Below are 25,214 nucleotides of genomic sequence, written 5' to 3' on the forward strand. Positions count from 1 at the left end.
CGACGAGGGTTTCCGGACCTGCGCGGGCGACGTCAGCGACCCGCAGCTGAAAACTTTCTTTTCAAACCGCGCCCAAAGCTGTGCGGCCGCCGCCATCGAACTGCAGGACCTGGTCCGTGCCTATGGCGGCAATCCGGAAACCAGCGGCGGGCTCGGCGGCGCCCTGCACCGCCGCTGGGTCGACATCAAGGCGCTCGTCACCGGCAAGGATCTGAAGGCGGTATTGCGGGAGTGCGAGCGGGGGGAGGACTTTGCGGTGGCCAGCTACCGGCGGGCGCTGGAGAGGAATCTGCCGGCGGATGTGAGGGCGGTGGTGGAGAGGCAGTATCAGGGGGTGTTGCAGAATCATGATCAGGTGAGGAGTTTGAGGGATCAGTATCGGGCTTAGGTTGTTGTTTGATGCTGGTGTTTTCTTTCTTCGGTGATTCGGGCCTGTAGTCACTCCGTTGGGGCTTGCCGGGACTGGCCCCGGCGGGCCACTCACTTTCTTTGCTTCGCCAAAGAAAGTAAGCAAAGAAAGGCGACCCTGTACCGCCGCCCCCTGCGGGGGTCCCCAAAAGAGCGGACGCAAAATCGGGAAGCGCAGAAACTCGCCTTCGGCTCAGACATCTGCGCTTCTTTATCCGATTTTGCGTCCGCTCTTTTGGCGTCGGCACAAGGGAGAAAAGCGGAAACCCATCCCCACCCTAACCCTCCCCTTGAAGGGGAGGGAACTCAAACCCACTCTCCGGACTTTGGCAAGCCTGACAGTTCCCCCCCCCTTCAAGGGGAGGGCTAGGGTGGGGATGGGTTTAAGCAGTTGGCCCCTGTACGCAGCCGAAAAAATGCAGTGGAAAGCGGATAAAGAAGCGCGGACTGTCTGAGCCGAAGGCGAGTTTCCGCGCTTCCCGCTTTCCACTGCATTTTTTCGGGGACCCCCGAAGGGGGCTGCGTACCGGGGTCGCCTTTCTTTGCCTACTTTCTTTGGCGAAGCAAAGAAAGTAGGTCGCCCGCCGGGGCGAGTCCCGGCAAGCCCCAACGGAGTGACGACCGAAACCGGGCCACCGAAGAGAGAAACAGGCGTTTAACCCAGCGTCCCCCAATATGAAGCAACCCCAACAACACCCCACGCAAAGTCCGAAGATTGAACGCAGCAATCCCCCACCGCTCCCTACGATGCGACATCCAATCCTGCTTGTAAGGATCATCCCCGCTCAGAAAGTCGACCTCCGTCACCCCATCAACATCAATCACATGCCGCATCAATGCAGCAGTCAGCAACGAACCAACGGAATGCTTCACAAACCTCTGGTCATAGGCAAGCTTGAAGATGGAAGCAACGCCATCGGAAACCATCCACACCTGCGCCGCCGCCGGCACCCCATCAATCCACGCCACCCCCATGCGCAGCCATCCCTCATCCGCGCAGGCACGAATCAGCGATGGCATGAACTGCGGATATCCCTCAGGCGGCTTCCAGCTCGCGCGGTAAACCACTTCGTAGGCAGTGATCGCTTCATCCAGCCTGTCGCCGCCGGAAAGTATCTCGATGCGCATCCGCTTGCCAAGCTGCTGCCCCTTGCGCTTGAGCGTATTGCGCAGGCGCGGCGGCAGGGATGCGGCGTAATCATCATAGGAACGTCCGTTGACCTTGAGGTACCAGTTACCGAAGCACAGGTAAGGCTGCACCGCCATCCGTGCGGCGCGCAGGGCCGAGCACAGCGCCGAAAAATGCGGCGCCTCGCGGTCCATCGGAAAAAAGGTGACGCCATCCCACCGTGCCCCTGCAATGCCGCGCGCAAGGGCGTCGAGACAGACCTGCTCCGACGCATAATCCGCCAGCAGCGGATGGAACAAGGGCGTGTAGTAGTTCGCCGCCGCACCAAGGCGGCGCGGCGCAAGGAGGCCGACGGAGGACTGCACGCACATCGGCAACAGCGCGTGCACGCCCTCCTCCGACTCCAGCGCATGGATGCGCATGCCGCCGAGCGTATCTTCCAGCACGCGGAACCACGGCAGGCTGTGGAACACGCCGCCGCGGAACAGCCCGGCGCAGGAAGCGGGCAGGCTGGCGATGCCTTCGTAAACCCTCACGCGCGGCATCAGCACGTGACGGCGAGATGTTCCTTGTACCACGCGATGGTCTGGCGCAAGCCTTCTCGGATGCGGTGCGTGGGGTGGAAACCGAGCAGCGCCGCCGCCTTGGAAATGTCGGCCTGCGAATGCCGCACGTCGCCCTCGCGGAAGGACACATGGCGGGGACGGTGTTCGCTCAGGCGCGGGAAGGTGCCGGCCAGTTCCGAGCGCAGGATTTCGTACAGCTCGTTGAGGCTGGTGCGTTCGTTGACCGCGACGTTGTACACCTGGTTCACCGCGCCCGGGTCGTCGCTCAAGGCGGCGAGCAGGTTGGCCTGTACGACATTGTCGATGTAGCAGAAGTCGCGGCTGGTGAGGCCGTCGCCGTTGATGTTCACCGGCTGGTCGTTGATCAGCGCGGCAATCCATTGCGGGATCACCGAGGCATAGGCGCCGTTCGGGTCCTGGCGCGGGCCGAAGACGTTGAAGTAGCGCAGCCCGATGGTTTCCACGTCGTAGCAGCGCGCAAACACATCGGCATAGAGTTCGTTGACGTATTTCGTGACGGCATAGGGCGAGAGCGGACGGCCGATCACGTCCTCGACCTTGGGCAGGTCGGGACTGTCGCCGTAGGTCGAACTGGACGCGGCGTACACCATGCGCCTGACCTTCGCATCGCGCGCGGCGACCAGCATGTTGAGGAAGCCGGTCACGTTGTTGGCGTTGGTGAGGATAGGATCATGGATGGAACGCGGCACTGAACCAAGCGCCGCTTCATGCAGGACGTAGTCGACACCCTCGCAGGCACGCGCGCATTCCTTCAGTTCCCGGATATCGCCCTGAATGAAGCGAAAGTTCTGCCAGGCCCGGTCGCCGACGGATTCCCGCACGAGATCGAGGTTGTGGCGATAGCCGGTGGAGAAGTTGTCCAGGCCGGTGACCCGCTGGTTCAGCTTCAGCAGCGCTTCGACCAGGCCGGAGCCGATGAAGCCGGCGGCGCCCGTCACCAGCCAGTGATACTGGCGGCCCGCCAACTGCCTGCGCACCTGTTCGTACTGCGCGGAAAGAGGCGCAGCCATTACAGTCTCCACACGCTGATGCCGGCACGCTCGAAGGTGGTCGGATCGAACTGGGATTTGACATCGATGAAGCAACCCTTGTCGACCAGCTTGGCGCGGATGTCTTCGATCGGACGGCCGAGCAGTTCGCGGTGGGCGACGGCGGCAATCACCGCGTCGGCGCGCGGCAGTTCATCCCAGTCGACCAGTTTCAGGCCGTATTCATGCTTTGCCTCTTCCGCTTCCGCGACGGGATCGTGCACATAGACGTCCACGCCATAGGACTGCAACTCGAAGACGAGGTCGGCGACCTTGGAATTGCGCAGGTCCGGGCAGTTTTCCTTGAAGGTGAGACCGAGCACATTGACCTTGCTGCCCTTGACCGGGAAGCCGGCGGCGATCAGTTCCTTCACCGTTTTCTCTGCGACGAACTTGGCCATGCCGTCATTGATGCGGCGGCCGGCAAGGATCACCTGCGGGTGGTAGCCGATCATTTCGGCCTTGTGGGTCAGGTAGTAGGGATCGACGCCGATGCAGTGGCCGCCGACGAGACCGGGACGGAAGTTCAGGAAGTTCCATTTCGTGCCCGCGGCCTGCAGCACTTCCAGCGTGTCGATGCCGAGCTTGTCGAAGATGATCGCCAGCTCGTTCATCAGTGCGATGTTCAGGTCGCGCTGCGTGTTTTCGATGACCTTCGCCGACTCGGCGACCTTGATGCTGGAGGCACGGTGTACCCCGGCGGTGACCACGCGCTCGTACAGCGCGGCGACCTGCTCGAGCGTGTCCTTGTCGTCGCCGGAGACGATCTTCACGATGCTGGCCAGCGTATGTTCCTTGTCGCCGGGATTGATGCGCTCGGGCGAGAAGCCGACATGGAAGTCCTTCTTCCACTGCATGCCGGAAAACTTTTCCAGGATGGGCACGCAGATTTCCTCGGTCGCGCCGGGGTACACGGTCGACTCATACACCACGATGGCGCCGCGCTTCATGTGCTTGCCCACGGACTGGCTGGCGCCGATCAGCGGTGTGAAATCCGGCTGGTGTGCGATGTCGACGGGAGTGGGCACGGCGACGATGATGAAGTCGGCTTTCGCCAGTGCCGACGGATCGCAGCTGCATTCGAGGCCGGTGGCGGCGCGCAGGTCTTCGCTCGAGACTTCGCCGGTGGGGTCGATGAAGCGCCGGTAATTTTCGATCTTGGTCTCGGACAGGTCGAAGCCCACGGTCTGGTAGTGTTTTCCGAATGCAACCGCGAGCGGCAGGCCGACATAGCCGAGGCCGACGACGGCAACAACCTTGGTATCGTCGAGCGCGGTAGCGCTGAGCTGGGAAATACGGGCGAGCTGGGTATCGATGACGTTCTTCAGTTCCGGCGAATACGGTTCATGCGTAATCAAGCGCTTCTCCTTTGGCAGTAATTGGCTTCGTTCAATCTCTTTCGTCTGCCAAAGTATTGCTGGTCAGTATGTTGATGTTTTGATAAAGCGCAATTGCAGGAATTTTGTCCGAGGCAAGATAACCAACGTCATTGGTCCATCGCATCGCGCGCCTTCACGCCGTCCGGTGCGGCATTCCCACGCCCGCGACAGACCGGGCGGGCGGACCATTCCACGCGTGACAGGGGAGCCCGCGATGCAATCGCTAGAACAAGTCAAAACCATCCTCGCCGACACGCTCAGCCTCGGTGAGCGCGCCGCACGGCTGACGGCCGACACCGGCCTGCTTGGCAATCTGCCGGAGTTCGATTCCCTTGCGGTGGTCAACCTCATCGCTGCGATGGAAGATCATTTCGGCATCCGCTTCGAGGACGACGAGATCACCGCCGGCCTGTTCCAGTCGGTCGGCACGCTGGCATCGGCGGTCGACCGCAAGCGTCTGCAATGAACCCGCAGCGCCGGCCGCCGGCCCTGCCCTTTTTCCTCGACACGCCGCAGGGCAAACGCTTCTGCCTGTACCACGCGCCGATGCCGGAGCACGCACGCCCGGGAGCGATCCTCTACGTGCATCCCTTCGGCGATGAGATGAACCTGTCGCGCCGCATGGCCGCGCTGCAGTCGCGCGAATTCGCACAGGCCGGCTACGGCGTGCTGCAGATGGACCTGTTCGGCTGCGGCGACAGCGACGGCGACCTGCGCGACGCCACCTGGGAGACCTGGAAGGAAGACCTTGCCGCCGCTGCCCAATGGTTGCGCAGGCATGTGTCGCCGGTCGTGACGCTGTGGGGCTTGCGCCTGGGCGCGGCGCTCGCCCTCGATGCAGTGCGCAGCAGCAGCGTCACGGCATCGCAGTGCATACTGTGGCAGCCCGTCATCGACGGGAAAACCTGGATGACGCAGTTCCTGCGGCTCGCGCTGGCTGCCGACATGACGGAACGGCAGGCCGGCCGGGAGAACCCGCGCCAGGCGCTTGCGCGTGGCGATACCGTCGAGATCGGCGGTTACGAACTTGCGCCCGCCCTGGTGGCCGGCATCGAGCGTATCGATTTGTCCGGGCTGCGCAGCATCGCGCCGCCCCTGCACTGGTTCGAACTGGTCCCTGACGACCAGACGCTGGTACCCGCCGCCCGCATTCGTACGGCGCGCGACTGGGCGGACCGGAACATGGACGTGCGCCTGCACGCGGTCACCGGGCCGTCGTTCTGGGCGACGCGCGAAGTCACCGAGTGCCCGGGCCTGATCGCGGAAACGGCCGGCATCTTTGCGGAAGCGACGGCATGAGCCACGATGAAATTCCGATCGCGTTTTCCTGCAACGGAGCCACGCTCTACGGCATCCTGAGCAAGCCGGCGCAACCCTTGTCGAGGGCAATACTGATCGTCGTCGGCGGCCCGCAGTACCGGGCCGGCAGCCACCGCCAGTTCGTCCTGCTGGCGCGCGCGTTTGCGGCGCAGGGCTATCCGGTCCTGCGCTTCGATTACCGCGGCATGGGCGACAGCGAGGGCGAGCCGCGCAACTTCGAGGATGCCGGCGACGACATCCGCGCCGCACTCGATGCGCTGTTCGATGCCGTGCCCGCGGTGCGCGAGGCCGTGGTATGGGGATTGTGCGACGGCGCTACCGCCGCCGCCTTCTATGCGCCCGGCGATGCGCGAGTATGCGGGGCGGTACTGGTGAATCCGTGGACGCGCACCGAGGCGGGGGAAGCCAAGGCGCAGCTGAAGCACTACTATCGCGCGCGCCTGCTCGACGCCGGCGTGTGGAAAAGGATCGCCGCCGGCGACTTCGACTTCGGCTCGGCGGCGCGTTCGCTGTGGAGCGCCGTCGGGCGGGCTTATGGAAATCCGGCGGCGGTCAACGATGCCGATGACCCGCAACCGCTTCCCGATCGGCTGTACCAGGCGCTGGCGCGCTTCGACGGAAACGTGCTGGTGATCCTGAGCGAGAACGACCTCACCGCGCAGGAATTCGGCGACCTCGTGCAGCAGTCCGGCAAATGGGAAGACCTGATGAAGTCCGGGCACGTGCACTGCCACCGGCTGGCAGGCGCGAACCATACGTTTTCGCGCAGGACGTGGCGCGATGAAGCCGCGGCCGCCACCCTGCGCTGGCTTCGGGGCATCCCGGCCGGCACGGCGGCGGCGCCCGAGCTTGCAAGAACGCAAGCGTAGACCCCGGGCGGCCGAGCCTTGATCAGGCCGCCCCTGCCGCCTTGAAGAAGCGTCGCTCGCGTCCGGCGCCGGTATCCTGCACCTTCTGAGCGGAAACTAGCGTGGCCAGCGCCGGCGCCACGCGCTGCTTCAGTTTCTGGATCTGTTCCTTCTGCTCGGGCTTGATGCCGATTTCCTGTGCGGCGGCGTTGGCGATTTCCACCGCGGTACGCGGCTCGTCGGTTACCAGCCGCAGCCAGAAGTCGGTGCCGGTGGTCGGCAGTCCGCTCTCCTGCCCTCCCCTGCCCTCCTTGCCCTTGGTCCGTGCCGCGCGCTGCCCGCCTTTCTGCTGGCGTGCCAGCCCCTTTGCGGCTCCGCGTGCCGCCGGCGCCTCGTCGGATTTCGCGGCGCGCGGCTTGCGTCCGCGTCCGCTGGACGCGGCGCTGCGTCCGTTTGCGGACTTGGCCCGGGTCTTCCGGGCGGGTGCCGCCTCATCGCCCTCGACGCTTTCCAGCTGGTTGAGCGCGGTTTCGAGGGCTTCGACGCGCGCGGAATAAAAGGCCACACCCTGGCGGGCATGCGACAGCTCCGCCTGGATTGCTTGCCTTGCTGACGTCAGGTTGGGTGTCATGAGCTTCTCCTCGGGTCAATTTAGACTGGATTGGACAGCCGCCACAGCGGCCGTGTTTCGAAAAAAATTAGCGAATTTGCGAAAATCGCTTCCTTTTTTGATTTCCTAAGCGGGCCTGCCAGCGGAAGTTTCGATGGCGCAATATGCACACGGCCTCCACATGTTGCCGCCGCATTAGGAAGGGCAGCGCATTACTAATCCCGTCGGCTGTTCTCTATTGCCGCGGCGAGATCTTGGGGCGCCGAATAGATCGTGATGCCACGTCCGGCAAGCGCGGCGAGCCGGGCGTAGAAATCGTCCGCCCGCACGGACCACGTCCTTGCACTGCCGACCTGTCCTTGCGCCAGCAAGCCCCGGGTCTGGAAATCGTGCCAGAAGTAGTCGCGCAGGTCGCCGCGTTCGGGATGGTCGATGCGTCGCTTCACGACCTCGGGATCGAAGGGCCGGACAGGGACATGGCAAAGCGCACCGTATTCATCCACGCAGGGCAATTGATAAACCTTATCCTGCCAGATGCGTAGCGGGAAGCGCTCGCCGAGGCTGTCTTCCAGCACATGATAGAAAGTGACCGGCCCCATCGAGATACCGAGGCCGAGCACCTTGGCATCGGAAATATCGAGGAAGCGCTGCCAGGGCGAGCCCTCGCCGAACACGGACGGGGCGCGATGGTGCGCTTCCGTCAGGTAGCGCGCGTGCCGTCCCCATGCGGAGACGGAATGCGTCGGATGGATGCTCCGGTAGATGCCCTTTGTCTTCAGGAACAGCTCCGGGATGCGCCCCATGTGGGTGCCATGCCGGCGCGGATCGAAGACATAATCGGTCAATGCGCAGGTGCCGTGTATCGTGCCGCCCGGCATGTAGTAGGTCGGAATCAGCAGCGTCCCCTCGCTGCCCACCGCTTCCTGCAAGGCGGCGATCACCGTCTCCGCCCCGCCTTCCACATAGCCGATGCTGCGCAGCGAGGAGTGGATGAACAGCGTATCGCCGGGTGTGATGCCCATCGCACGCAGGCCGCGCACGAGGTCGGCACGGCTGAAGCATTCTTCGGACTGCTTCAGCTGGCGTGCGCTCATGTGCCGGCGCATCGACTCCAGCCCGGATTTCAGCACTTCCTTGACGGGATTAGCCATGGGCCGCGCGGACGATGTCCGTCTCCAGCAGGTTGGCGTCGATACAGAACTTGGCGGCCCAGTTCAGGTATTGCCATTGGCCGTATTCGCCGTTGACCGGGAACGAACCCCGGACGCCGCCCATCGTCCCTGCCGGACCCTCGAGGGCCACGGTCCGCCGCACGTAGCGGTTGGCGCGCTTGCCGGCATCGAGATAGCTCTTCTCTCCGGTGAGTTCGTAGAGCAGGAACAGGCAATGCGCGATCTGCACGGTGCCGGTGAGGCAGGCATAGCCGGCGGCGGCGCGGAAGTTGTTGTCCAGCTTGCCCGGCAGGTAGCCGTCGGCGGCGATCACATCGGCCAGGCTGTCGGCGGTGCGGATCGCCGCGGCGAGCAGGTCGGGACGCTTGTACAGCAGATAGGCTTCGATCACACCGCGCAGCACGTAGCCGATGGTATGCGTGAGCGGTCGCGTCGGGTCGGTCAGGCAGTTCGAGTCGAACCAGCCGTTCGGCAGCTGCTTGCTCAGCGCCCACTCGACCTGGCGCAGGCCGGCCTCGCCGTAGCCTTTGCCGGACGCGACGCGCTCGGCTTCGAACAGGCCCCAGGAGACGTGGGTTTCATACGCCTTCTCGCCGGGCTTGGCGAAGGGCGTCGGATGCTTGCGCCAGCAGCCGTCCTCATCGAGCGTCTCGCACAGCCAGCGTGCGGCGCGTTCCATTGCGGCGCGATAGCGCGCATCGTCATAGGCAGCGGCGCCCGCGGCCAGCCCGAGCAGGATCTGGCCGGTGTTGAAGGTGACCGGCACGCGCGGCTGGGCATCGATTTTCCCGCCCTGGAAGCCGCCCTCCGGGTATTGGATCGCGACGCACCAGTCCAGCATGCGCCTGGCCCGCGCGTGCAGTTCCTGCCGCCCGGTGCGGCGTGCCACCTCGATCATGGTCGGAATGATGTAGCCGGTGGTCTCCGGATAGGAAGTCGCCCAGCCGGTGAGCAGGCTGTAATCGCGCGCCACGCCGCCATCCGCGCTGGCGGAATTGTCTTGCGCGGCGCACAGCCATGCGATGCAGGCGGCGATCACGCGCTCGGGACCGGGGTCGACCGGCGGCAGGCCGCGCAAGTCTTGCTCGAGCTGGCGCGAAGCCGCTGCCGGCAGTCTCGATGGCACGAATTTGCTTGCGACGCTTCTTAGTGTCTGCAACATATGCTCTCCCTCAGGGGTTTTTTATTTGGAGATTCCCTGCAACAACGCATTTAACCTTTGCACAAGCCGGCGCATCTTGAGAATCCGCAACCGGCAGCGCCTGCACGCAGTGTCTGAGCACGGCGGTGGCGGCGACGACGATGTAGAACATTTCGAAGTACGCCATGCTCACGGCGGCGCCGCTGATTGCATACACCAGCAACGACAGGCGCAGCATGGCGGCGAGGTCGCCCGCCCACCTGAGCTCGGGCCGGCCGTCCGCCATCCGTCTCACCGCTCCCGCCGTGCGCCAGCCGCTGATCCAGATGGCGAGGAACAGGAACAGGCCGACGAAGCCGGTATCGCCCAGCACTTCGAAGTAGATGCTGTGGGCTGCGCGTCCGCCCACTTCCACCGGCGGCGTCGGGATGAAGGCGAGGAAGTCGATCGCTTCCCTGAAGGTGGACCACACCTGCAGCGTCTGCACCGCATGGAAGCCGCCGCCGAACACCGGATTGTGCAGGGCGATCGCGAAGCTGATCTTCCAGGCATTGACGCGCGCCAGGAACGAGGAATCCTCACCCGCATTGTTGATGGTGTCGATGCGTTCGAACCATGCGGCCGGCGCAACGTGGTAGAGCACGAGCGCGACCAGGGCGACGGCAAGCAGCGAGCCTATCCTGTTCCTGCTCGAGAGCACGAACCAGATGGCGACGGCGGACAGGCCGATGAAGCCGCCGCGCGAGAACGTGCCCATGACCGCAATCGTGGTCAGGATGCAGGCCGCGAGGAAGCCGTAACGCGCCAGCCGCCTGTCGGAATAGCGATAGAGGTAGTACAGGATGGGGATCACCATCAGCAGGCCGAGGGCGAGGTGGTTGTTGTCACTGATCATCGAGGTCGCTACGCCGACGATCTTGTGGCCGCCGCCGGTACCGACGAATTTCGCACCTTCGAGCACGCCGTGGAAACCCAGGCCGGCGGCAATCGCGACCAGCAGCACATGCAGGCGCAGCCGATCCGTCACGAACCAGGGCATGACGAGGCAGAAGACCAGGCCCTTGATCAGCACTTCATACACTTCGGCATTGAGCTTGTTCGGCGCATAGCCGAACAGCGCGCACAGCGTGGCGTGGATGGCGAATGCCAGGAAGAGCTTCTGCGTGCCGCTCCACTGCACCGGCGCGCGCCTGCCGCCAAGCAGCAGTGCGAGCAGCGCGATGCTGGCGAACATCAGGTTGTAGCGTATCCCATCCATGAAGCCGTATACGTAGTAATTCGGCGAGAAGAACGAAGTCCATCCCCAGAGCACGTAGGCGATGAATCCCTCGGCCAGCGCCATCGGCACCAGCACCGACATCGCTGCCAGCATCACGAGGTCGCGCATCATCGCCTCCCGCTGCGGCGCGCACCCTCGGCGGGCGCATCGGTGCGATAGGAGAACAGCCACTTCGCGTCGTCCGGTTGTTCCTGCCGCGCCGCGCGGCGGTAGCCGAGCAGGAGCAGGATGACGGCGATCAGCGCGCAGACCATGAGCAGGGCTTCCATATATCGATCTCCTTCAGGGCGCGAGCCGGGCGAACAGGGGCGCGGCCTTGGACAGCAGATAGGATTCCGCGCCTTCCGGTTTCCCGCCTGCCAGCCAGAGCGCGACGACGGTGGAGGTGAACACCGCGGCGCCGGTGGCGACCTTCACCGCGAGCGCGGGCAGCAGGGGCAGGTGGAGGTGCTGCCCGACGAAGATGACCGCCAGCGCCATTACGCACACTCCGGCGAGCGGGCGGTACACGGTGCGGGCGATTTCGACCAGGCGTACGTTGTGCAGCGCGCGCATCAGCAGCGCGATGGACAGGAACAGACCGGCCCCCACCACCGCCAGCCTGAGCCATGCGAAGTGCATGGCCTCGCCCTGCGGCAGCAGCAACAGCGCCGCGATCACGAAGACCGCCACCTGCGACCAGTTCACCAGCGAGCCGTAACGGATCGCCCCAAGCGTCACGCACACGTAGGCGCCGCTGGTCGTGATGGCCTCGACCACGCTTGCCAGCGCGAGCACCTGGGCGATGGGCACCACGAACAGCCATTGCTCGCCGAGCAGCAGCAGCACGGTTTCATGCGCGACCAGCGCCAGCCCGACGCCGGCCGACATCCCGACCAGGCATTGCACGCCCTGCGCGAGCAGGTAAAGGCGCTTCAATTCCCGCAAGTCGTGTTTGGCGGCAACGAAGGCGGGGAACAGCACGCGGTTCATGGGCGCGAGGATTTCCGTGGTCGGCATGGCCGAAGTCTCATCGGCCAGCGCATAACCGCCGACCACGCCGGCCGGAGCGCGCCGGCCGAGCAACATCTTGTCGATGCCGCGGTTGAGATAGACGCCCACGCTATGCACCAGCATCCATTGCGAGACCGACAGGATCTCGCGCAGCTTCTCGATGCTCAGGCGGGGGCGCATCGGATGCATCATGTAACTGAACAGCACGCCGGAGAAACGCGCAGCGATGGTGGCGATCACCAGCGCCCAGTAGTTGCGCAGGATGAGCGTGGCGGCGATGGTCACGATGAAGCCGGTCAGCCGCTTGTAGAACACGAAGCGGAATTCCATGCCGAAGCGCATTTCCTTCTGGAAGTTGACGATGCCGATGTTTTCAAAGCCCAGCATCAGCATGCTCAGGGACAGCCATTGCATGACCGGCGTGACGCGCGCATCGTTGAAGTAATCCGCGGCCGGGAAGGCGGCGCAGAAGATGATGGCGGCAGCCAGCGCGGACTGCGCGAGCCTGACCGTCCAGGCCGTGTCGTAGTGAGCCTGGGTGGCGTCGCGGTTCTGGATCAGCGCGACGTTCACGCCCAGTGCCAGCAAGGCATCGATCAGGCCGATCACGAGCGAGGCCATGGCGATGATGCCGAAATCGTCGGGCGTGATCAGGCGCGCGAGGATCAGCGTGCTGACGAAGCCGATGAGCCTGTCCGTCCAGCGCATGGAGACAGTCAGGATGGCGCCGTGGAAAACGCCGGTGGGCCGGTGGGAACGCATCAGGGCTGGCGGCATGTGCAGGAGCCGGAGGCGAGCCGGCTGCGGAGCGGGGAAAGGAATGTCATGGGTAATCCCGTCGGAGTGGAGCCAGTCTAGGGAAATGCCTGACGGGAATCTTGACCAAGCTCAACGGACGTTTTCCTTTTTGCAACGCCTCTTCAGGCGAGCGCGACCTGGTTGAACAGGCTGGCCAGCTCGCGCGTGCGGTGCTCACGCGAAGACGCCGTGACCACTGCTTCGCTGGCGCAGTAAGCGCTCCCCTGCCGAATCTCGTCGATGAAGAGGGCCAGCGCGGCGCTGATGCGTTCGGCCTCGTCCATCGGGGCAATGTTGCAAAAGCCCGCCGCACCGAGGATGCGCGCGGTTTCCCCGGCCGGGTCGACCAGCCCGAAAATCGGGCGCCGGGCGCGGAAGTATTCGTAGATCTTGGCGGGCACCTGGGTGTTGAAGGGCGTGCCCTGGAACACGAGCAGGCCGTCGACATCGAGCATCTCGCGCAAGGCTTCGCGGTAGGGCACCGCGCCTTCGATGCGGACGATGTCCCCGACGCCGTAGTTCTGCGCCAGCGCGGCGAAGCGCGCATCGTCGCCGGTGGCGCGCAGGACGACGGACAGCGACGCCGCATCCACCCTGCCCTGCGCCTTGAGGCGCGCGATGGCATCGAAGAAGGCGGATGGGTTGCGCCCTTCCGCGTACAGCACGCCGCTGTGCAGCAGGGTCACTTTCTGGTTCCGCCGCTGTACGGCAGGAGCAGGCGCATCCGTGCCGAGGAAGCCTTCCTCGTCGTAGCCGTTTTCGATCACGGAAAACTTTTCCGAAGGCAGATGCGGGAAGCGCTGGCGATAGGCATGCAGCGCGCTGTGCGTGGTGAACACCGCCTTGCAGCAGCGCGTGATCGCTTGCCGCTCGATCCAGGCAAAGGCATTGCGCTGCATCGCGGTGGCCGGATAGCCCTCCTGCAGCATCGGGTCGCGGAAATCGGCGACCCAGGGGATGCCGGTCAGGCGGTGCAGCGTGAGGCCGATCAGGTGCGAGGTGGCGATCGGAAAGGTGGACCAGATGACTTCCGGCCGTTGCTTGCGGATCAGCGACAGCCCGGTGGGCACGGCGGTCAGCCACCAGCTGCTCCAGCGGTCGGGCAGCGCGAGGATGTCGGGATAGCGGCCGAACAAGCCGAGGTGGCGCTTGGCATCCAGCGCCAGCGGGCGGCGCACGACAAGCGAAGGCGGCACGCTGGCAAGCTGCGACGGATTCTTGGCGCTGTAGGCCATCGGATGGGCGGACAGCACCATCGCATCCCAGCCGTGGCGACCGAGGTATTTGGAAAAGCTCAGCGTACGCTGAATGCCGCTGCTCGCGGCCTGCGGCGGGAAGTGGTAGGCGATGATGAGGGCGCGCTTGTTCATGCTTCGTCCTCAGGCTGCCAGCCAGCTCAGCATGCGCATGCCGAATCGCCCGGGCGTGGCGTCCCAGGGACGGCTGCGCGGCAGCTGGTAACGGTCGTGCTGGCGCGATGCTGCACCGACCGCGGTGGTGAAAGCGGCGGTAAAGCCGGCCTCGCGCGCCATGCGCACATGGCGGTCATCGTAGTCCTTGCCGACCTTGCCGTTGGGGTAGGCGAACAGGCGCACCGGGCGGCCGGTGATGGCTTCCAGTTCCTTCTTGCCGGTCTCGATTTCCGTCCTGGCAGCGTCGTCGTCCAGGCGCGTGAGGATGGGATGCGACACGGTGTGACCGCCGATCTCCACACCCTGGCGCGCCATCGCGGCTACCATGTCGGCGGTGAGCATCAGGCCGTTGCTGTCAGCGTGGCCGCCCAGCGCTTCGATCTTGCGCGTGATGGCGTCGCGCTCGCCGGGCGACAGGTACTTGGAGGCTTCGATCAAGCGGTGCGCAGCTTCATGCCGGGCGAGGTCGCCGGCCAGGGAGAGAACGCCGATGCCGGCGTCGCGCATGTCCAAGCGCGTGCCCGGCAAGCGGCGCACCGCTTCGATGATGCGGTCGTTCCACATGTTGCCCTTGCGCATGCAGCCGGTGGTCACGAACACGGTGGCGGGAAGGCGGTATTCGCGCAGCACGGGGAGCGCGAGGTCGTGCGTAGAACGGTAGCCGTCGTCAAAGGTGATGCAGGCGGCGCGCGGCGGCAGGTCACCCCTGCCCATCACTTCCACCGCGTCGTGCAGCGGCAGCACGTTGAAGCATTCCGCCAGCAGTTCCATCTGCCAGCGGAAGGTGTGGACGTCCGGCTCGGATGTCAGGAAGGGATCATGCGCTTCCAGGATGCGGTGGTAGCTGAGGATGCAGACGCGCCGCCCGTTCCTGCCGCCGGCCGACAGCGCATTGCCGACGGTGCGCAGCATGCCGGCCGTCACCCGGCCCAGGTTCTTTTCTGCTGTCGCGATCATGCGGCCTCGGCAAGCGTGCGCTGCCCGGAACGGCGGCGGAGGATGTCGGTGAACAGGCGCAGCTGCCCGGCGGTGGTGTCGTCCCAGCTGAAGCCTTCGGCGTAGCGGCGGGTCATGCCGCGGTCTGGATAATGCCGTTGCAATTGCCGCACCGCCTGCGCGACGCCGGCGGCGGAACGCGTTTCCATCAACAGGCCGGCATCCGGCGAGGCGACCACTTCCGGCGTGCCCCATACGCGGCTGGCAACCACCGGCGTGCCGCAGGCCATCGCTTCGAGCAGGACATTGGCCCAGCCCTCACGGCTGGAGGCGAGCACCAGCGCATCGGCGGCGCCGTAATAGTGGCGCAGTTCGGCTTGCGGCAGCGTGCCGAGGAAGCGCACACGGTCCGCCACCTGCAGTGCCTTTGCCCGGGCTTCGAGCGCCCCGCGTTCCGGCCCCTTGCCGGCGATCAGCAGGCGCACGCCGGGCAGCTGCTGCAAGGCGTCGATCACAAGATCGTGCCCTTTCAGCGGAATGAGGTTGCCGACCGACAGCAGGGTGAAGCCCTCGATGCCGAGGCGGCGCCGTACCGGCTCGCGCTCGACCGGCGCGAAGAGGTCGAGGTCGACGCCGTTGCGCAGCGTGGTGATGCGTTGCGCGGGCACGCCGAGGCGCACCATTTCGTCCTTGAGCGCCTGGCAGACGGTGATCACGCCGTCGGCTTCGCTGGCTGCCTGCAGGATCAGCTTGCGCGGACGCGGATAGTGCGGGAATAGCGTGATGTCGGAGCCGCGCGCGGTCACGACCACCGGCTTGTTGAAGTGCTTCGCCAGCATCACCGCGGCCACGCCGTCCGGATAGAAGTAATGGGCATCGATGAGGTCGAAGTCCTGCCCGGCATCGATCAGCTTGCGGATGGCCGGCATGACCGCCTTTGCCAGCAGCTGCGGCGCAACGTTCATGCCGATCTTCGGCAGCACCGGGTAGCGCGGATGGTCGACCGCAATGCCGTCGCGAATTTCGTTGCGCGGCGCGCGCGCATGGCTCGCGTACTGGCCGAAGCGGTCGTGCGCGAACGGGAACCACGGCACCGGTGCCATCACGCGCGCCTCGATCTTGCCGCTCATGACCAGGTGGCGCAGCCGCGTCTCGACAAAGATGCCGTGGCCGGGACGTTCCCGGTTCGGGTACAGGGTGGAGAACGTCAGGATCTTCATATCGCCATTGCGCCCGCCAGCCGGCCGTACACATGCTCATAGCGCGAGACGCTCTCGTGCCAGTTGCGCTCGGTTTCCACGAAACGGCGCCCTTCAGTGCGCAGCGCCGGCCAGCGGCTGCTGGCGTCGAGCAGCGACACCACCTTGTCGGCCAGCGACGCCGGGTCGCCGGCCTTGAACAGCACGCCGTTGCTGCCGTCGGTGATCAGCTCGCGGTGCCCGCCGACGTCAGAGGCCACCAGTAACCGCTGCTGCGCCATGGCTTCGAGCGGTTTGAGCGGCGTGACCAGATCGGTCAGGCGCATCGACAGGCGCGGATAGACCAGGACGTCGAGCAAATCATAGTATTTCTGCACTTCCGCATGCGGCACGCGGCCGGTGAAGCACACCTTGTCGTCCAGCCCGAGGTCACGCGTGAGCGAGCGCAGGCGCAACTCTTCCGGGCCGCCGCCCACCAGCATCACGCGCACGTCCGGCGCGGACTGCAGGATGCGCGGCAAGGAGCGCAGCAGCACGTCCAGCCCTTCGTAGGCATAGAAGGAGCCGATGAAGCCGATGACGCGCTTGCCCTGCAGGCCGAGCGTGGCTTTCAGGGCATTGTCCGGCAGGCCGCCGGCGCTGAAGTGTTCGATATCCACCGCGTTCGGGATGACGGTCACTTTGTCCGCCGGGATGCCGCGCGCGACGATGTCCTTGCGCAAGCCCTCGCAGATGGTGGTGACCGCGTCCGCCTTTTTCAGCGCCCAGGTTTCCAGCCTGCGCGACAGCCGGTATCGCACGCCGAATTCCTTGCCGGTGCCAAGGTCGACGGCGGCGTCTTCCCAGAAGGCGCGCACCTCGTACACCACGGGTATGCCGAACTGGCGTCCGGCACGCAGCGCGGCGACTGCGTTGAGCGAGGGCGAATGGGCGTGCAGCACGTCGGGACGCACCTGCGGGATGATCTGCATCAGCCTCTTCGCAAGTCCGTCGATGACGTCGACCTGGTTCAGCACGGGCAGCTTCGCCAGCGGCCCCTTGCCGACGGGAGTGCGGTAGAAGCGCATGCCGTCCACGTTTTCCTCCAGCATGTCACCAGAGCGCTGCTTGGCGCTGGTGACGTGGAAGGTCTGCCAGCCGCGCGCTCGCTGCTCGCGCAGGATGGACAGGGTGCGGAAGGTATAGCCGCTGTGCAGCGGAATGGAGTGGTCGAGGATGTGGAGGATTCGCATAGTCAGGCCGCCTTTACGCTGCACGCGCCGTGGTTGCGCAGGAAGGCATCGAACATCAGGAGCGACCACAGCGCGACGGTATGGTCGCGCAGGCCGGACTGGTGCTGTTCGAGCATCTGGCGCAAGGTGAATTCATTGAAGATCCCGGTATCGAGCAGGGCCGGGCCGAGCACGGCGGCGCGCACCTTGTTGCGCAGCGGCCCGCGCAGCCACGCGCCGAGCGGAATCGAGAAACCCATCTTGGGGCGGTACAGGATGTCGTCCGGCAGGTAGGGACGCAGCGCCTTCTTGAACACATGCTTGCCGTCGCCGCCACGCAGCTTGCTCGACGCCGGCAGGCCGGAGACCCATTCGACGAAGCGGTGGTCCAGCAGCGGCACGCGCACTTCCAGCGCATGGGCCATGCTGGCGCGGTCGACCTTGGTGAGGATGTCGCCCGGCAGGTAGGTCTTCATGTCGATGTACTGCAGGAGCGACAGCGGATCGTCGGTCGGCGCGTTGCGCGCATGGCCGCGCATGACTTCGATCGCGCGGTAGCCCTGCAGCGCGCGGCGGAACCCATCGCTGAACAATTTTTCCCGCACGCGGTCGGGCAGCGTGGACACACCGTGGAAATAGCCTTCGACGAGGTCGCGCGCCAGCGCTTCGAAGGTGGTCTTGGCACGGAACACCCGCGGTGCCCAGTCGGCCTTCGGGTAGTAGTTGCCGAGGAAGCCGAACAGCGGCTTGCGCAGCGACGAGGGCACCAGTTCGCGCACACGTTGCTCTCCCATCGCCATGCGATAGCGGCGGTAACCCGCGAAGTTCTCGTCGCCGCCGTCGCCGGACAGCGCGACCGTGACGCGCCTGCGCGCGTGCTGGCACACGCGGTAGGTGGGAATGGCGGAGCTGTCGGCGTAGGGCTCGTCGTAGAGCGCGGCCAGCCTGTCGATGAGGCCGTAATCGTTTTCGTCGACGGTGTCGCCATGGTGGTCGGTCCGGTAGCGGGTGGCGACGATGGCGGCGTAGCGCGATTCGTCGTATCGCGGATCGTCGAAGCCGATGGAGCAGGTGTTGACCGGGCCGGCGGACATCTGCGCCATCATCGCGACCACCGCGCTGGAGTCGACGCCACCGGAAAGGAATGCGCCGAGCGGCACGTCGGACACGAGATGGCTCTGCACCGCTTCGCGCAGGCGCTCGATCAGTTCATGCTCGACATCGGCTTCCGCCATCGCGGCATTCGGCGTGAAGGGCACGTCCCAATAACGGCGCTGTGCCGGTACCGGCTTGCCGGCGCGGAGGGTGAGCATGCAGCCGGGCGCCAGCTTGCTGGCCGACTTGTAGATGGTGCGCGGTTCGGGCACGTAACCGTAGGCGAAATAGTCCTCGACTGAGCGCGGGTCGATGTCGCACGCCAGTCCCGGCAATTCGAGCAGGGACTTCAGTTCCGATCCGAAGGCGAACATGCCGTCGGGCAGCAGCGCATAGAACAGCGGCTTGATGCCCAGGCGGTCGCGCGCGAGGAACAGCGTCTGGCGATTACGGTCCCAGACGGCGAAGGCGAACATGCCGCGCAGGCGGAGCACGCAATCCTCGCCCCACTCTTCCCATGCGTGCACGATCACCTCGGTGTCGCAGCGCGTCCGGAAGCGGTGGCCGAGGGCGATCAGTTCCGCCATCAGCTCGTGGAAGTTGTAGATCTCGCCGTTGAAGACGATGGCCACGCTGTCGTCTTCGTTGAACAGCGGCTGCCGGCCGGACGACAGGTCGATGATGGACAGCCGGCGATGGCCGAAGCCGAGCCCGGGTTCCAGGTGCAGGCCGCCTTCCACCGGGCCGCGGTGGTGCTGGCTTTCATTCATCCGCTCCAGGAGCAGACGGTTGATCTCGCGCTTGCCGCGCGTATCGAACATCCCGACTATTCCGCACATGCTTGGCTTGCCTCTCTCAGGTTGTTGGTGTCGCACAGGCGGTCGTACAGGCCGGTATAGGCCGCCACCATGGCGCTGATGCTGTAATGCCGCTCCGCGCGTTCGCGCGCGGCGGCACCGTGTTGTTCGATCAATTCCGGCTGCCGCACATAGGCGGCCAGCGCTTCGGCCAGCGCGACCGGGTCTTTCGGTGCGACCAGCCTCCCGGTGTGCCCGTCGACCACGGCGTCCGGGATGCCCCCGACGCGCGTGGCGACGACGGGCAGGCCGCAGGCCATCGCTTCGAGCAGCGTGACCGGAGTGCCTTCTGCGATCGACGACAGCGCGAAGACGGAAAACCCCTGCATCAGCTGAGCCACGTCGTCGCGTGCGCCGGGCAGCCGGACGCAATCCTGTATGCCGGCGGCCGCGACCTTTGCCTTCAGCGCCGGCAGCAGCGGGCCGTCCCCGACGATGGCCAGGCGCAGGCGGTGCGCATGCTCCGGCACCAGCGCGCGCAAATGGAGAAAGGCATCGACGAGGCCGGCGTGGTCCTTCACGTCCTGCACGCGTCCGACCGTGCCGATCACGAACTCGCCGTCACGCGCAGCCGGCGCAGGATGGAATGCATCGGTATCGACACCGTTGTTGATCAGCAGGTTCTTCTGTTCGGGGATGCCGACGCGCTCGCGCAGCCAGCGCTGCAGGTCACGCGAGACCGGGATGTAGCAATCGATGAAGGGGATCAGGAGGCTGCGCAGCAGGTTGTGCTTGCGGTTCAAGCCTTCGGGGTCGGACGCGTCCCGTCCGTGTTCCGCATGCACGCGCACCGGCACGCCGGCCAGCGCGGCCGTGACGTTGTATTCGAGCGCGGCGAAGTTATAGGTATGCAGGACGGCCGGCCGCAGCTGGCGCAGCAGCTTCCACAGCTTGACGTGGGTCATCGGCGCCAGCCCGGGCGGCTTGTCCAGCGCGAAGATGCCCACGCCCGGCCGGGTGACGCGGCTGGCGAAACCGGTATAGCCGGTCAGGCAGACGATCGCATGCCGATACTTCCCCGCCGGCATGCGGTTCACGCATTCGGCGAGCAGAGTCTCCAGCCCGCCGAAATCGAGACGGTAGATCAGGTGGACGACCAGGGGAGCTGCGTGCGCCATGGCTTATTTCCTGTTGGCGGCGAGCGCCGTTTCCAGTTGCGGCAGGTGCGCGGACAGGAAGGTACGCATCGCCGCCCGCGCCTGTTCCGGGTTCGAGTCGTAGGGTGCATAGAGCAGGATGGCGGCGCCGTCGTCGCCGTGCATCATCAACTTTTCCTTTGCCTGCAGCAGCTTGCCGAGATAGTCGTTGACGAGGAAGCGGCCGTCGATCCAGTACCAGGACCAAACCAGGAAAGGCCCGCCCTCGCCTTGCACACGCGCTTCGCGCAGGGCAAGTGTGCGGCCGCCGATCTGTTCGCTGCGGCCGGCTGTTGCCACGTGCAGCCAGCGCTTCTCCTTTTCCTGCACGAGACGGTTGGACGAGCTGATGAGCTTGGCGCTCTCGTGCTGGTTGCGGTAGTAGCGGATCGACATGCCTGCTTTCGCGCCGCCTTCCTGGTAGAAGCGGTCGAACTCCAGCGCCGCCGGTGTGAAGCCGGGCCGCCAGCCGGTGAATGCGGGTGCCGGTTTCCAAGTGGTGTGGAAGGCGTCGAGCCTGACCGGCTCGGGATTGTAGGTGGCGCGGTCGAGGTAATGCGCGTAGAACGGCCATACGGCGACGCAGGCAATGCTGGCAGCGGCGGCAGCGGCGATGGTAGCGGGCGATGCCGCCGGCGCCTCCGTGGCGCGCGGCGCCGCCGGCTCCTCATCCTTGCCGTCATCGCGCCAGAAGCCGCCGATCCAGAACATCAGGAACATGACGAGCCCGAAGAAGACCCAGCCATAGATCAGATGGTCGACGCCGACGGCGAGCTTGTTGCCGCTGAGGTGGCCGAGCATCACGATCATGTAGGCGCGCAGGCCGTTGGCGATGATGGGCACCACGATCGACAGCGCGACGAACATCCCCCGGCGCAGCGGCGAACGGTAGTTGAGATAGGCATACAGGCAGCCCAGCGTGAACGAGGAGATCAGGTAGCGCACGCCGCTGCAGGCTTCCACCACCGACCAGCTGCCAGTCGGAATCTCGAAATTGCTGCCGTTGCGCAGCACCGGGATGCCCGTGAGCTGCAGTGCCGCCACCGTGAAGTCGGCGGTGAAGTCGATCAGCGGCGGGACGAAGGCTTCGCCGAAGGGCACGGCAAGCAGCAGGAACAGCAACGGGAATGCCGCCGCCTGCGACAGGCGCAGGCCGGCCACCACCAGCACGGTCAGCAGCAGCATCGCCACGAAGGCGTACTGGCGCACGACCTGCACGCCGCCGACGTCGGCCAGCAGCCAGCCGAAGCCGACGACGGCCAGCAACAACAGGGCCGGCCAGCAGGGCTGGGGCGCGATCCGGGCCAGTTCCGTACGCCGGCGCCAGATCAGCCAGAGACTGATCGGCAGGATCACATAGCCGTGGGCGAAGGTCTCGGAACTGTCCCAGATGGCGACGATCGAGCGGGCGGTGTCGGCATAGATGGCGAGAACGGCCAGCAGCACGCCGGCAAGCGCGATGGCGGCCGGCAGACGGGGCAGGGAAAGCGCTTGTGCGCCGGCGGTGTTCACGCGCGTTCTCCTGCCAGCGGCTGCAGGGCCTCGCCGGCCGGCACATCCAGCAGAGTGTCCAGTGTCCGCAGATGGCTGGCCCAGCCGTACTGCTCGACCACCTTGCGCCGCGCCGCGCGCCCGATCTCGGGCAGGGAGAGGGTCAGCAGCGCGGTGACTGCATTGACATATTGCGTGTCGTCGCCGGCAAGCAGGATCTCGCGCCCCGGTGCGGCGTCGATGCCTTCCAGCGCGGCGGGCGAGACCACCACCGACTTGCCCATCGCCATCGCTTCCAGCACCTTGTTCTGGATACCGCGGGCGATGCGCAGCGGTGCCACGGCCACCTTGGCATGGGCGATGTAGGGACGCACGTCGTCCACCGCTCCGGTCACCTTTACGCCGGGGATCTGTTCCAGGTTCTTCACCTGCTGGGTGGGCCGCGCGCCGACGATGTAGAACATCGCCTTTTCATTGCGCTCGCGCACCGCCGGCATGATGGTTTCGGCGAACCACTGGACGGCGTCGATATTGGGCCAGTAATCCATGGCACCGGTGAACACGACGGCCGCCTCGTTGGGGGAATAGGGGTTGTCGTAGCTGCGTTCGGGCGAGAAATAGGCGGTGTCCACGCCGTTGCTCATATGGCCGATGCGGGCCGCGCTCTCCGGGGCGAGTTTTCGGAACAGGCCTGCTTCGGCCGCGGAGACGAACAGCGAAGCGTCGAATTCCCGTGCAACCCGGCGCTCGTAGCGCAGCAGTTCCTGCCCTTCACGCCGGTACAGCCAGCTTAGAGGCCATGGCTTGGTGTCGGCATACTGCACCCATTTGTCGGAATCGACGTCGATGAAATCGATGATGCGGCAGGCATTGGGGATGCCTTCGGCGTACTGCGCCATGCCGGACGAGAACACGACCACGCGGTGGATGCCGTATTCGGCCACCGTCTTTTCCACCCAGGCCTGCATGGCGGCATCGCGGTAATAGTCGAGCGTGAGCGCCCGGCCGGCGGCAAATGCGCGCAGGCTGCGCAGCTTGGCGCGCATCGGATGCAAGGCGGCGATGTGCGCCGTGGCGCAGAGATGCCTGACGGTGTCCGCGTGGCGCCAGTCGTCGGTGTCGTCGACGAAGGTGCCGAGATGCACCTTGAACCGCTGTGCCAGGTGTGCGAGCAGGTGGTAGGAGCGGATCTTGTCACCCTTGTTGGGCGGGTACGGCATGCGGTGGACCAGGAGAAGGAGGTGTTCCAAGGCATCACCCCAGATTCTTGACGATATGCGGGCCGATGGCATTGGCGACCTGCAGCGGAAGCCGTTGCCACATTTTGATGAAACGCTGGTATTTCGGGTTGAGCGGGTTGTTGTCCGGCAGTGCCTTGGCGCGGTGCAGCTGGTAAGCGTAGGGCAGGTGCTGCGGTTCGAATCCCCATCCCTTCTTGAAGTCGTAGGAGCCGGTGCCGATCTTGCTGCGGCCGAAATCGAAGGTGCGGATACCGCGCTTGCCGGCGCGCCGCATCACTTCCCAGCACATGAAGTCGTTGCCGGCGACTTCGCGCGCCTCGCCCGCGCCGCCCCAGTAATACGCCATCACATGGTCGCGGAAGTAGAAGTTCATGACGCTGCTGATGGTGCGGCCGTCCAGCGTGATGGTCATGATCTCGGAATCGTGGGGGAACACCTCGCGCAGGATGCGGAAGTAGTTCTTCGAGAACACCGGCGTGCCGAGGTGGTGCACGCTCTTGGCGTAGGCGTCGTAGAAGCGGTCGATGCCGCTGTCGATCTCGCTTTGCAGGCCGGCCTTGATGCCCTTGCGCACCATTGCGCGCCGCTTGCTGGTGATGGCGCGCATGTTGTCGTCGTCGCTGGCGTAGATTTCCTTCCTGAAGGTGACGTACAGTTCCTTGCCCAGCCAGTCGGGCTGCTTCGCTTCCAGGTTGCGGTATTCGAGGTGGCCGACCTTGAGGCGCGCCGCCAGTGCCTGCGCTTCGCGGTGCAAGGCTTGCCGGGCGGCCTCGGTACTGGCCGCGATGCCGCCGTAGACGCAGAACGGCAGCGAGACCAGGGAGTGGCCGAACAACAGACTCTTCACTTCCGCCAGCGGCAGCACGCCTTCGATGCGCCCCTGGTTTTCTGCAAACAAGAACCATGTCCGATGGCCGAAGGCGCGTTCGATCGCTTCCTTCCATCCGGCGCGGTGGCAGAAGGTGGCCTCGGGGCAGGCAGTGACGAAGGCATCCCAACGAGCGATGTCGCCGCGCTGCATTTCGCGCACGGCGAGGGTTGCGTTGGCGGCCGGGGCAAGCGGCGCGGCGAATGCGCGCGGTTCGACGAGTGTGTTCAATTGTTCACCAGGAAAATGTCATCCATGCGGCCCCAGCGGAAATCGCGCGTCAGTGCCTTCAGGCGCGCCTCGGTGCGGTGGATGTTCACGTAATGACGGAAGCGGGTCTTCAGGCCCACGTTGCTCTGTCGCGGCTGCCCGGGGTCGATTTCCCAGGGATGGAAGTAGAAGATGCCGGGCTGGCGGTCTTCCCGGTTCACGCGCTGCAGCAGCCAGCGCGACACGGCATAGGGGAACAGGCGGAAATAGCCGCCGCCGCCGGAGGGCAGGTTTTTCTTCATCACGCGTACCGTGGTGATCGGCACTTCCAGCACGCCGTCCCTGCCGCGCGGGTAGTGCGCAAAGCGCGGCGCATCCGGCATGCCGTAGTGGTCGTGGCTGATGGGGTAGATGCTGGAGCTGTAGCGGTAGCCGGCTTCCCCCAGCACATCCAGCGCCCACAGGTTGCGCAGGCCGATGGAAAAGCTGGGCGCGCGATAGCCCCGCACCGGCTTGCCGCCGATGTCTTCCAGCAGCGCCTTGGCGCGGCTTACGTCCTGGTGGAATTCTTCCGGCGTCTGGTCGGAGGCGCGCGCATGGCCGTAGCCGTGGCTGGCCAGCTCATGGCCGTTGTCGACGATACGGCGCACCAGCGCCGGATAGCGCTCGGCGATCCAGCCGAGCGTGAAGAAGGTGGCCTTGACGTTTTCGGCGTCGAGCAGCGCGAGGATGCGGTCCATGTTTGCTTCCACCCGGCACGGCAATGACGGCCATTGCGCGCGCGGGATGTGGCGCTCGAAGGCGGAGACCTGGAAATAGTCCTCCACGTCGATGGTCATGGCGTTGCGGATAGCCATGCGCACTCC

General features: G+C 65.4%; 23 protein-coding genes. 4 read left to right on the forward strand and 19 right to left on the reverse strand.

Annotation, left to right across the window (positions count from 1 at the left end):
- Window positions 1–388, forward strand: a 388-nt coding sequence (locus VFF99_RS10335; RefSeq protein WP_325017544.1) for a PA2169 family four-helix-bundle protein, incomplete at its 5' end; no start/stop codon positions are given.
- Between the two features lie 566 nt (window positions 389–954).
- Here the strand turns inward: VFF99_RS10335 and VFF99_RS10340 are convergent.
- From VFF99_RS10340 to VFF99_RS10350, 3 genes are read right to left on the reverse strand one after another with little or no spacing between them, the layout of a single operon-like run.
- The gene (locus tag VFF99_RS10340; protein WP_325017632.1) at window positions 955–2,082 is read right to left on the reverse strand and encodes a GNAT family N-acetyltransferase; all 1,128 of its coding nucleotides are present in this window, start codon (window positions 2,080–2,082) and stop codon (window positions 955–957) included.
- Window positions 2,082–3,134, reverse strand: coding sequence for an NAD-dependent epimerase/dehydratase family protein (locus tag VFF99_RS10345; RefSeq protein WP_325017546.1), 1,053 nt, complete (start codon window positions 3,132–3,134; stop codon window positions 2,082–2,084). Before VFF99_RS10345 ends, VFF99_RS10340 begins: the two co-directional genes overlap by 1 nt.
- Window positions 3,134–4,447 carry a nucleotide sugar dehydrogenase gene (locus tag VFF99_RS10350; RefSeq protein ID WP_325017634.1) on the reverse strand — a complete coding sequence of 438 codons (1,314 nt, stop codon included), beginning with the start codon at window positions 4,445–4,447 and terminating at the stop codon, window positions 3,134–3,136. The genes VFF99_RS10345 and VFF99_RS10350 overlap by 1 nt, the downstream gene beginning before the upstream one ends.
- Window positions 4,448–4,745: 298 nt before the next feature.
- On the opposite strand from VFF99_RS10350, the gene VFF99_RS10355 reads away from it, so the two are divergent.
- From VFF99_RS10355 to VFF99_RS10365, 3 genes are read left to right on the forward strand one after another with little or no spacing between them, the layout of a single operon-like run.
- Window positions 4,746–4,997 (forward strand): acyl carrier protein, encoded by a 252-nt coding sequence (locus VFF99_RS10355; RefSeq protein ID WP_325017548.1) that lies wholly within the window; start codon window positions 4,746–4,748, stop codon window positions 4,995–4,997.
- Window positions 4,994–5,830 carry a hydrolase 2, exosortase A system-associated gene (locus VFF99_RS10360; RefSeq protein WP_325017550.1) on the forward strand — a complete coding sequence of 279 codons (837 nt, stop codon included), beginning with the start codon at window positions 4,994–4,996 and terminating at the stop codon, window positions 5,828–5,830. Before VFF99_RS10355 ends, VFF99_RS10360 begins: the two co-directional genes overlap by 4 nt.
- Window positions 5,827–6,720, forward strand: a complete 894-nt coding sequence (locus tag VFF99_RS10365) for a hydrolase 1, exosortase A system-associated (protein ID WP_325017552.1) — start codon at window positions 5,827–5,829, stop codon at window positions 6,718–6,720. The genes VFF99_RS10360 and VFF99_RS10365 overlap by 4 nt, the downstream gene beginning before the upstream one ends.
- 22 nt (window positions 6,721–6,742) lie before the next feature.
- On the opposite strand, the gene VFF99_RS10370 is transcribed toward VFF99_RS10365, so the two are convergent.
- From VFF99_RS10370 to VFF99_RS10445, 16 genes are all read right to left on the reverse strand, one after another.
- Window positions 6,743–7,330 (reverse strand): hypothetical protein, encoded by a 588-nt coding sequence (locus VFF99_RS10370; protein ID WP_325017554.1) that lies wholly within the window; start codon window positions 7,328–7,330, stop codon window positions 6,743–6,745.
- A 194-nt stretch (window positions 7,331–7,524) separates the two neighbouring features.
- A complete protein-coding gene (locus VFF99_RS10375) occupies window positions 7,525–8,460 on the reverse strand; it encodes an AAC(3) family N-acetyltransferase (RefSeq protein WP_325017556.1) in 936 nt (311 codons plus the stop codon).
- Window positions 8,453–9,607: a hypothetical protein gene (locus VFF99_RS10380; RefSeq protein ID WP_325017558.1), complete on the reverse strand. Its 1,155-nt coding sequence runs from the start codon at window positions 9,605–9,607 to the stop codon at window positions 8,453–8,455. Before VFF99_RS10380 ends, VFF99_RS10375 begins: the two co-directional genes overlap by 8 nt.
- Window positions 9,608–9,653: 46 nt before the next feature.
- Entirely contained in the window at window positions 9,654–11,012 is a 1,359-nt protein-coding gene (locus VFF99_RS10385) for a putative O-glycosylation ligase, exosortase A system-associated (protein ID WP_325017560.1), read from the reverse strand.
- On the reverse strand, window positions 11,009–11,170 hold the full coding sequence (locus VFF99_RS10390; RefSeq protein ID WP_325017562.1) for a hypothetical protein: 162 nt from the start codon (window positions 11,168–11,170) through the stop codon (window positions 11,009–11,011). Before VFF99_RS10390 ends, VFF99_RS10385 begins: the two co-directional genes overlap by 4 nt.
- Before the next feature lie 13 nt (window positions 11,171–11,183).
- Window positions 11,184–12,671: a lipopolysaccharide biosynthesis protein gene (locus VFF99_RS10395; protein WP_325017564.1), complete on the reverse strand. Its 1,488-nt coding sequence runs from the start codon at window positions 12,669–12,671 to the stop codon at window positions 11,184–11,186.
- Between the two features lie 143 nt (window positions 12,672–12,814).
- A complete protein-coding gene (locus VFF99_RS10400) occupies window positions 12,815–14,062 on the reverse strand; it encodes a glycosyltransferase (RefSeq protein WP_325017566.1) in 1,248 nt (415 codons plus the stop codon).
- A gap of 9 nt (window positions 14,063–14,071) precedes the next feature.
- Complete coding sequence (locus VFF99_RS10405) at window positions 14,072–15,061, reverse strand: polysaccharide deacetylase family protein (RefSeq protein WP_325017568.1); 990 nt, start codon at window positions 15,059–15,061, stop codon at window positions 14,072–14,074.
- Window positions 15,058–16,260 carry a glycosyltransferase family 4 protein gene (locus VFF99_RS10410; RefSeq protein ID WP_325017570.1) on the reverse strand — a complete coding sequence of 401 codons (1,203 nt, stop codon included), beginning with the start codon at window positions 16,258–16,260 and terminating at the stop codon, window positions 15,058–15,060. The genes VFF99_RS10405 and VFF99_RS10410 overlap by 4 nt, the downstream gene beginning before the upstream one ends.
- On the reverse strand, window positions 16,257–17,471 hold the full coding sequence (locus tag VFF99_RS10415) for a TIGR04063 family PEP-CTERM/XrtA system glycosyltransferase (protein WP_325017572.1): 1,215 nt from the start codon (window positions 17,469–17,471) through the stop codon (window positions 16,257–16,259). The genes VFF99_RS10410 and VFF99_RS10415 overlap by 4 nt, the downstream gene beginning before the upstream one ends.
- A 2-nt stretch (window positions 17,472–17,473) precedes the next feature.
- Window positions 17,474–19,384 carry an XrtA/PEP-CTERM system amidotransferase gene (locus tag VFF99_RS10420; RefSeq protein ID WP_325017574.1) on the reverse strand — a complete coding sequence of 637 codons (1,911 nt, stop codon included), beginning with the start codon at window positions 19,382–19,384 and terminating at the stop codon, window positions 17,474–17,476.
- Entirely contained in the window at window positions 19,372–20,520 is a 1,149-nt protein-coding gene (locus VFF99_RS10425) for a TIGR03088 family PEP-CTERM/XrtA system glycosyltransferase (RefSeq protein ID WP_325017576.1), read from the reverse strand. The genes VFF99_RS10420 and VFF99_RS10425 overlap by 13 nt, the downstream gene beginning before the upstream one ends.
- Before the next feature lie 3 nt (window positions 20,521–20,523).
- Complete coding sequence (gene xrtA / locus VFF99_RS10430) at window positions 20,524–22,050, reverse strand: exosortase A (RefSeq protein WP_325017578.1); 1,527 nt, start codon at window positions 22,048–22,050, stop codon at window positions 20,524–20,526.
- Window positions 22,047–23,279 carry a TIGR03087 family PEP-CTERM/XrtA system glycosyltransferase gene (locus VFF99_RS10435; protein WP_325017580.1) on the reverse strand — a complete coding sequence of 411 codons (1,233 nt, stop codon included), beginning with the start codon at window positions 23,277–23,279 and terminating at the stop codon, window positions 22,047–22,049. Before VFF99_RS10435 ends, xrtA begins: the two co-directional genes overlap by 4 nt.
- 4 nt (window positions 23,280–23,283) lie before the next feature.
- Window positions 23,284–24,369 (reverse strand): FemAB family XrtA/PEP-CTERM system-associated protein, encoded by a 1,086-nt coding sequence (locus tag VFF99_RS10440; RefSeq protein WP_325017582.1) that lies wholly within the window; start codon window positions 24,367–24,369, stop codon window positions 23,284–23,286.
- Window positions 24,366–25,205, reverse strand: coding sequence for an XrtA system polysaccharide deacetylase (locus VFF99_RS10445; protein WP_325017584.1), 840 nt, complete (start codon window positions 25,203–25,205; stop codon window positions 24,366–24,368). The genes VFF99_RS10440 and VFF99_RS10445 overlap by 4 nt, the downstream gene beginning before the upstream one ends.
- Window positions 25,206–25,214 lie beyond the last annotated feature (9 nt).

The organism is Noviherbaspirillum sp., from assembly GCF_035654295.1.
Lineage (GTDB): Bacteria > Pseudomonadota > Gammaproteobacteria > Burkholderiales > Burkholderiaceae_D > Noviherbaspirillum.

Bases quoted from the DNA above. Each gene is read 5' to 3' on its own strand.
- VFF99_RS10340 (WP_325017632.1), bottom strand. From the start codon at position 2,082: ATGCCGCGCGTGAGGGTTTACGAAGGCATCGCCAGCCTGCCCGCTTCC.
- VFF99_RS10345 (WP_325017546.1), bottom strand. From the start codon at position 3,134: ATGGCTGCGCCTCTTTCCGCGCAGTACGAACAGGTGCGCAGGCAGTTG.
- VFF99_RS10355 (WP_325017548.1), top strand. From the start codon at position 4,746: ATGCAATCGCTAGAACAAGTCAAAACCATCCTCGCCGACACGCTCAGC.
- VFF99_RS10360 (WP_325017550.1), top strand. From the start codon at position 4,994: ATGAACCCGCAGCGCCGGCCGCCGGCCCTGCCCTTTTTCCTCGACACG.
- VFF99_RS10365 (WP_325017552.1), top strand. From the start codon at position 5,827: ATGAGCCACGATGAAATTCCGATCGCGTTTTCCTGCAACGGAGCCACG.
- VFF99_RS10370 (WP_325017554.1), bottom strand. From the start codon at position 7,330: ATGACACCCAACCTGACGTCAGCAAGGCAAGCAATCCAGGCGGAGCTG.
- VFF99_RS10375 (WP_325017556.1), bottom strand. From the start codon at position 8,460: ATGGCTAATCCCGTCAAGGAAGTGCTGAAATCCGGGCTGGAGTCGATG.
- VFF99_RS10385 (WP_325017560.1), bottom strand. From the start codon at position 11,012: ATGATGCGCGACCTCGTGATGCTGGCAGCGATGTCGGTGCTGGTGCCG.
- VFF99_RS10390 (WP_325017562.1), bottom strand. From the start codon at position 11,170: ATGGAAGCCCTGCTCATGGTCTGCGCGCTGATCGCCGTCATCCTGCTC.
- VFF99_RS10395 (WP_325017564.1), bottom strand. From the start codon at position 12,671: ATGCCGCCAGCCCTGATGCGTTCCCACCGGCCCACCGGCGTTTTCCAC.
- VFF99_RS10400 (WP_325017566.1), bottom strand. From the start codon at position 14,062: ATGAACAAGCGCGCCCTCATCATCGCCTACCACTTCCCGCCGCAGGCC.
- VFF99_RS10405 (WP_325017568.1), bottom strand. From the start codon at position 15,061: ATGATCGCGACAGCAGAAAAGAACCTGGGCCGGGTGACGGCCGGCATG.
- VFF99_RS10410 (WP_325017570.1), bottom strand. From the start codon at position 16,260: ATGAAGATCCTGACGTTCTCCACCCTGTACCCGAACCGGGAACGTCCC.
- VFF99_RS10415 (WP_325017572.1), bottom strand. From the start codon at position 17,471: ATGCGAATCCTCCACATCCTCGACCACTCCATTCCGCTGCACAGCGGC.
- VFF99_RS10420 (WP_325017574.1), bottom strand. From the start codon at position 19,384: ATGTGCGGAATAGTCGGGATGTTCGATACGCGCGGCAAGCGCGAGATC.
- VFF99_RS10425 (WP_325017576.1), bottom strand. From the start codon at position 20,520: ATGGCGCACGCAGCTCCCCTGGTCGTCCACCTGATCTACCGTCTCGAT.
- VFF99_RS10445 (WP_325017584.1), bottom strand. From the start codon at position 25,205: ATGGCTATCCGCAACGCCATGACCATCGACGTGGAGGACTATTTCCAG.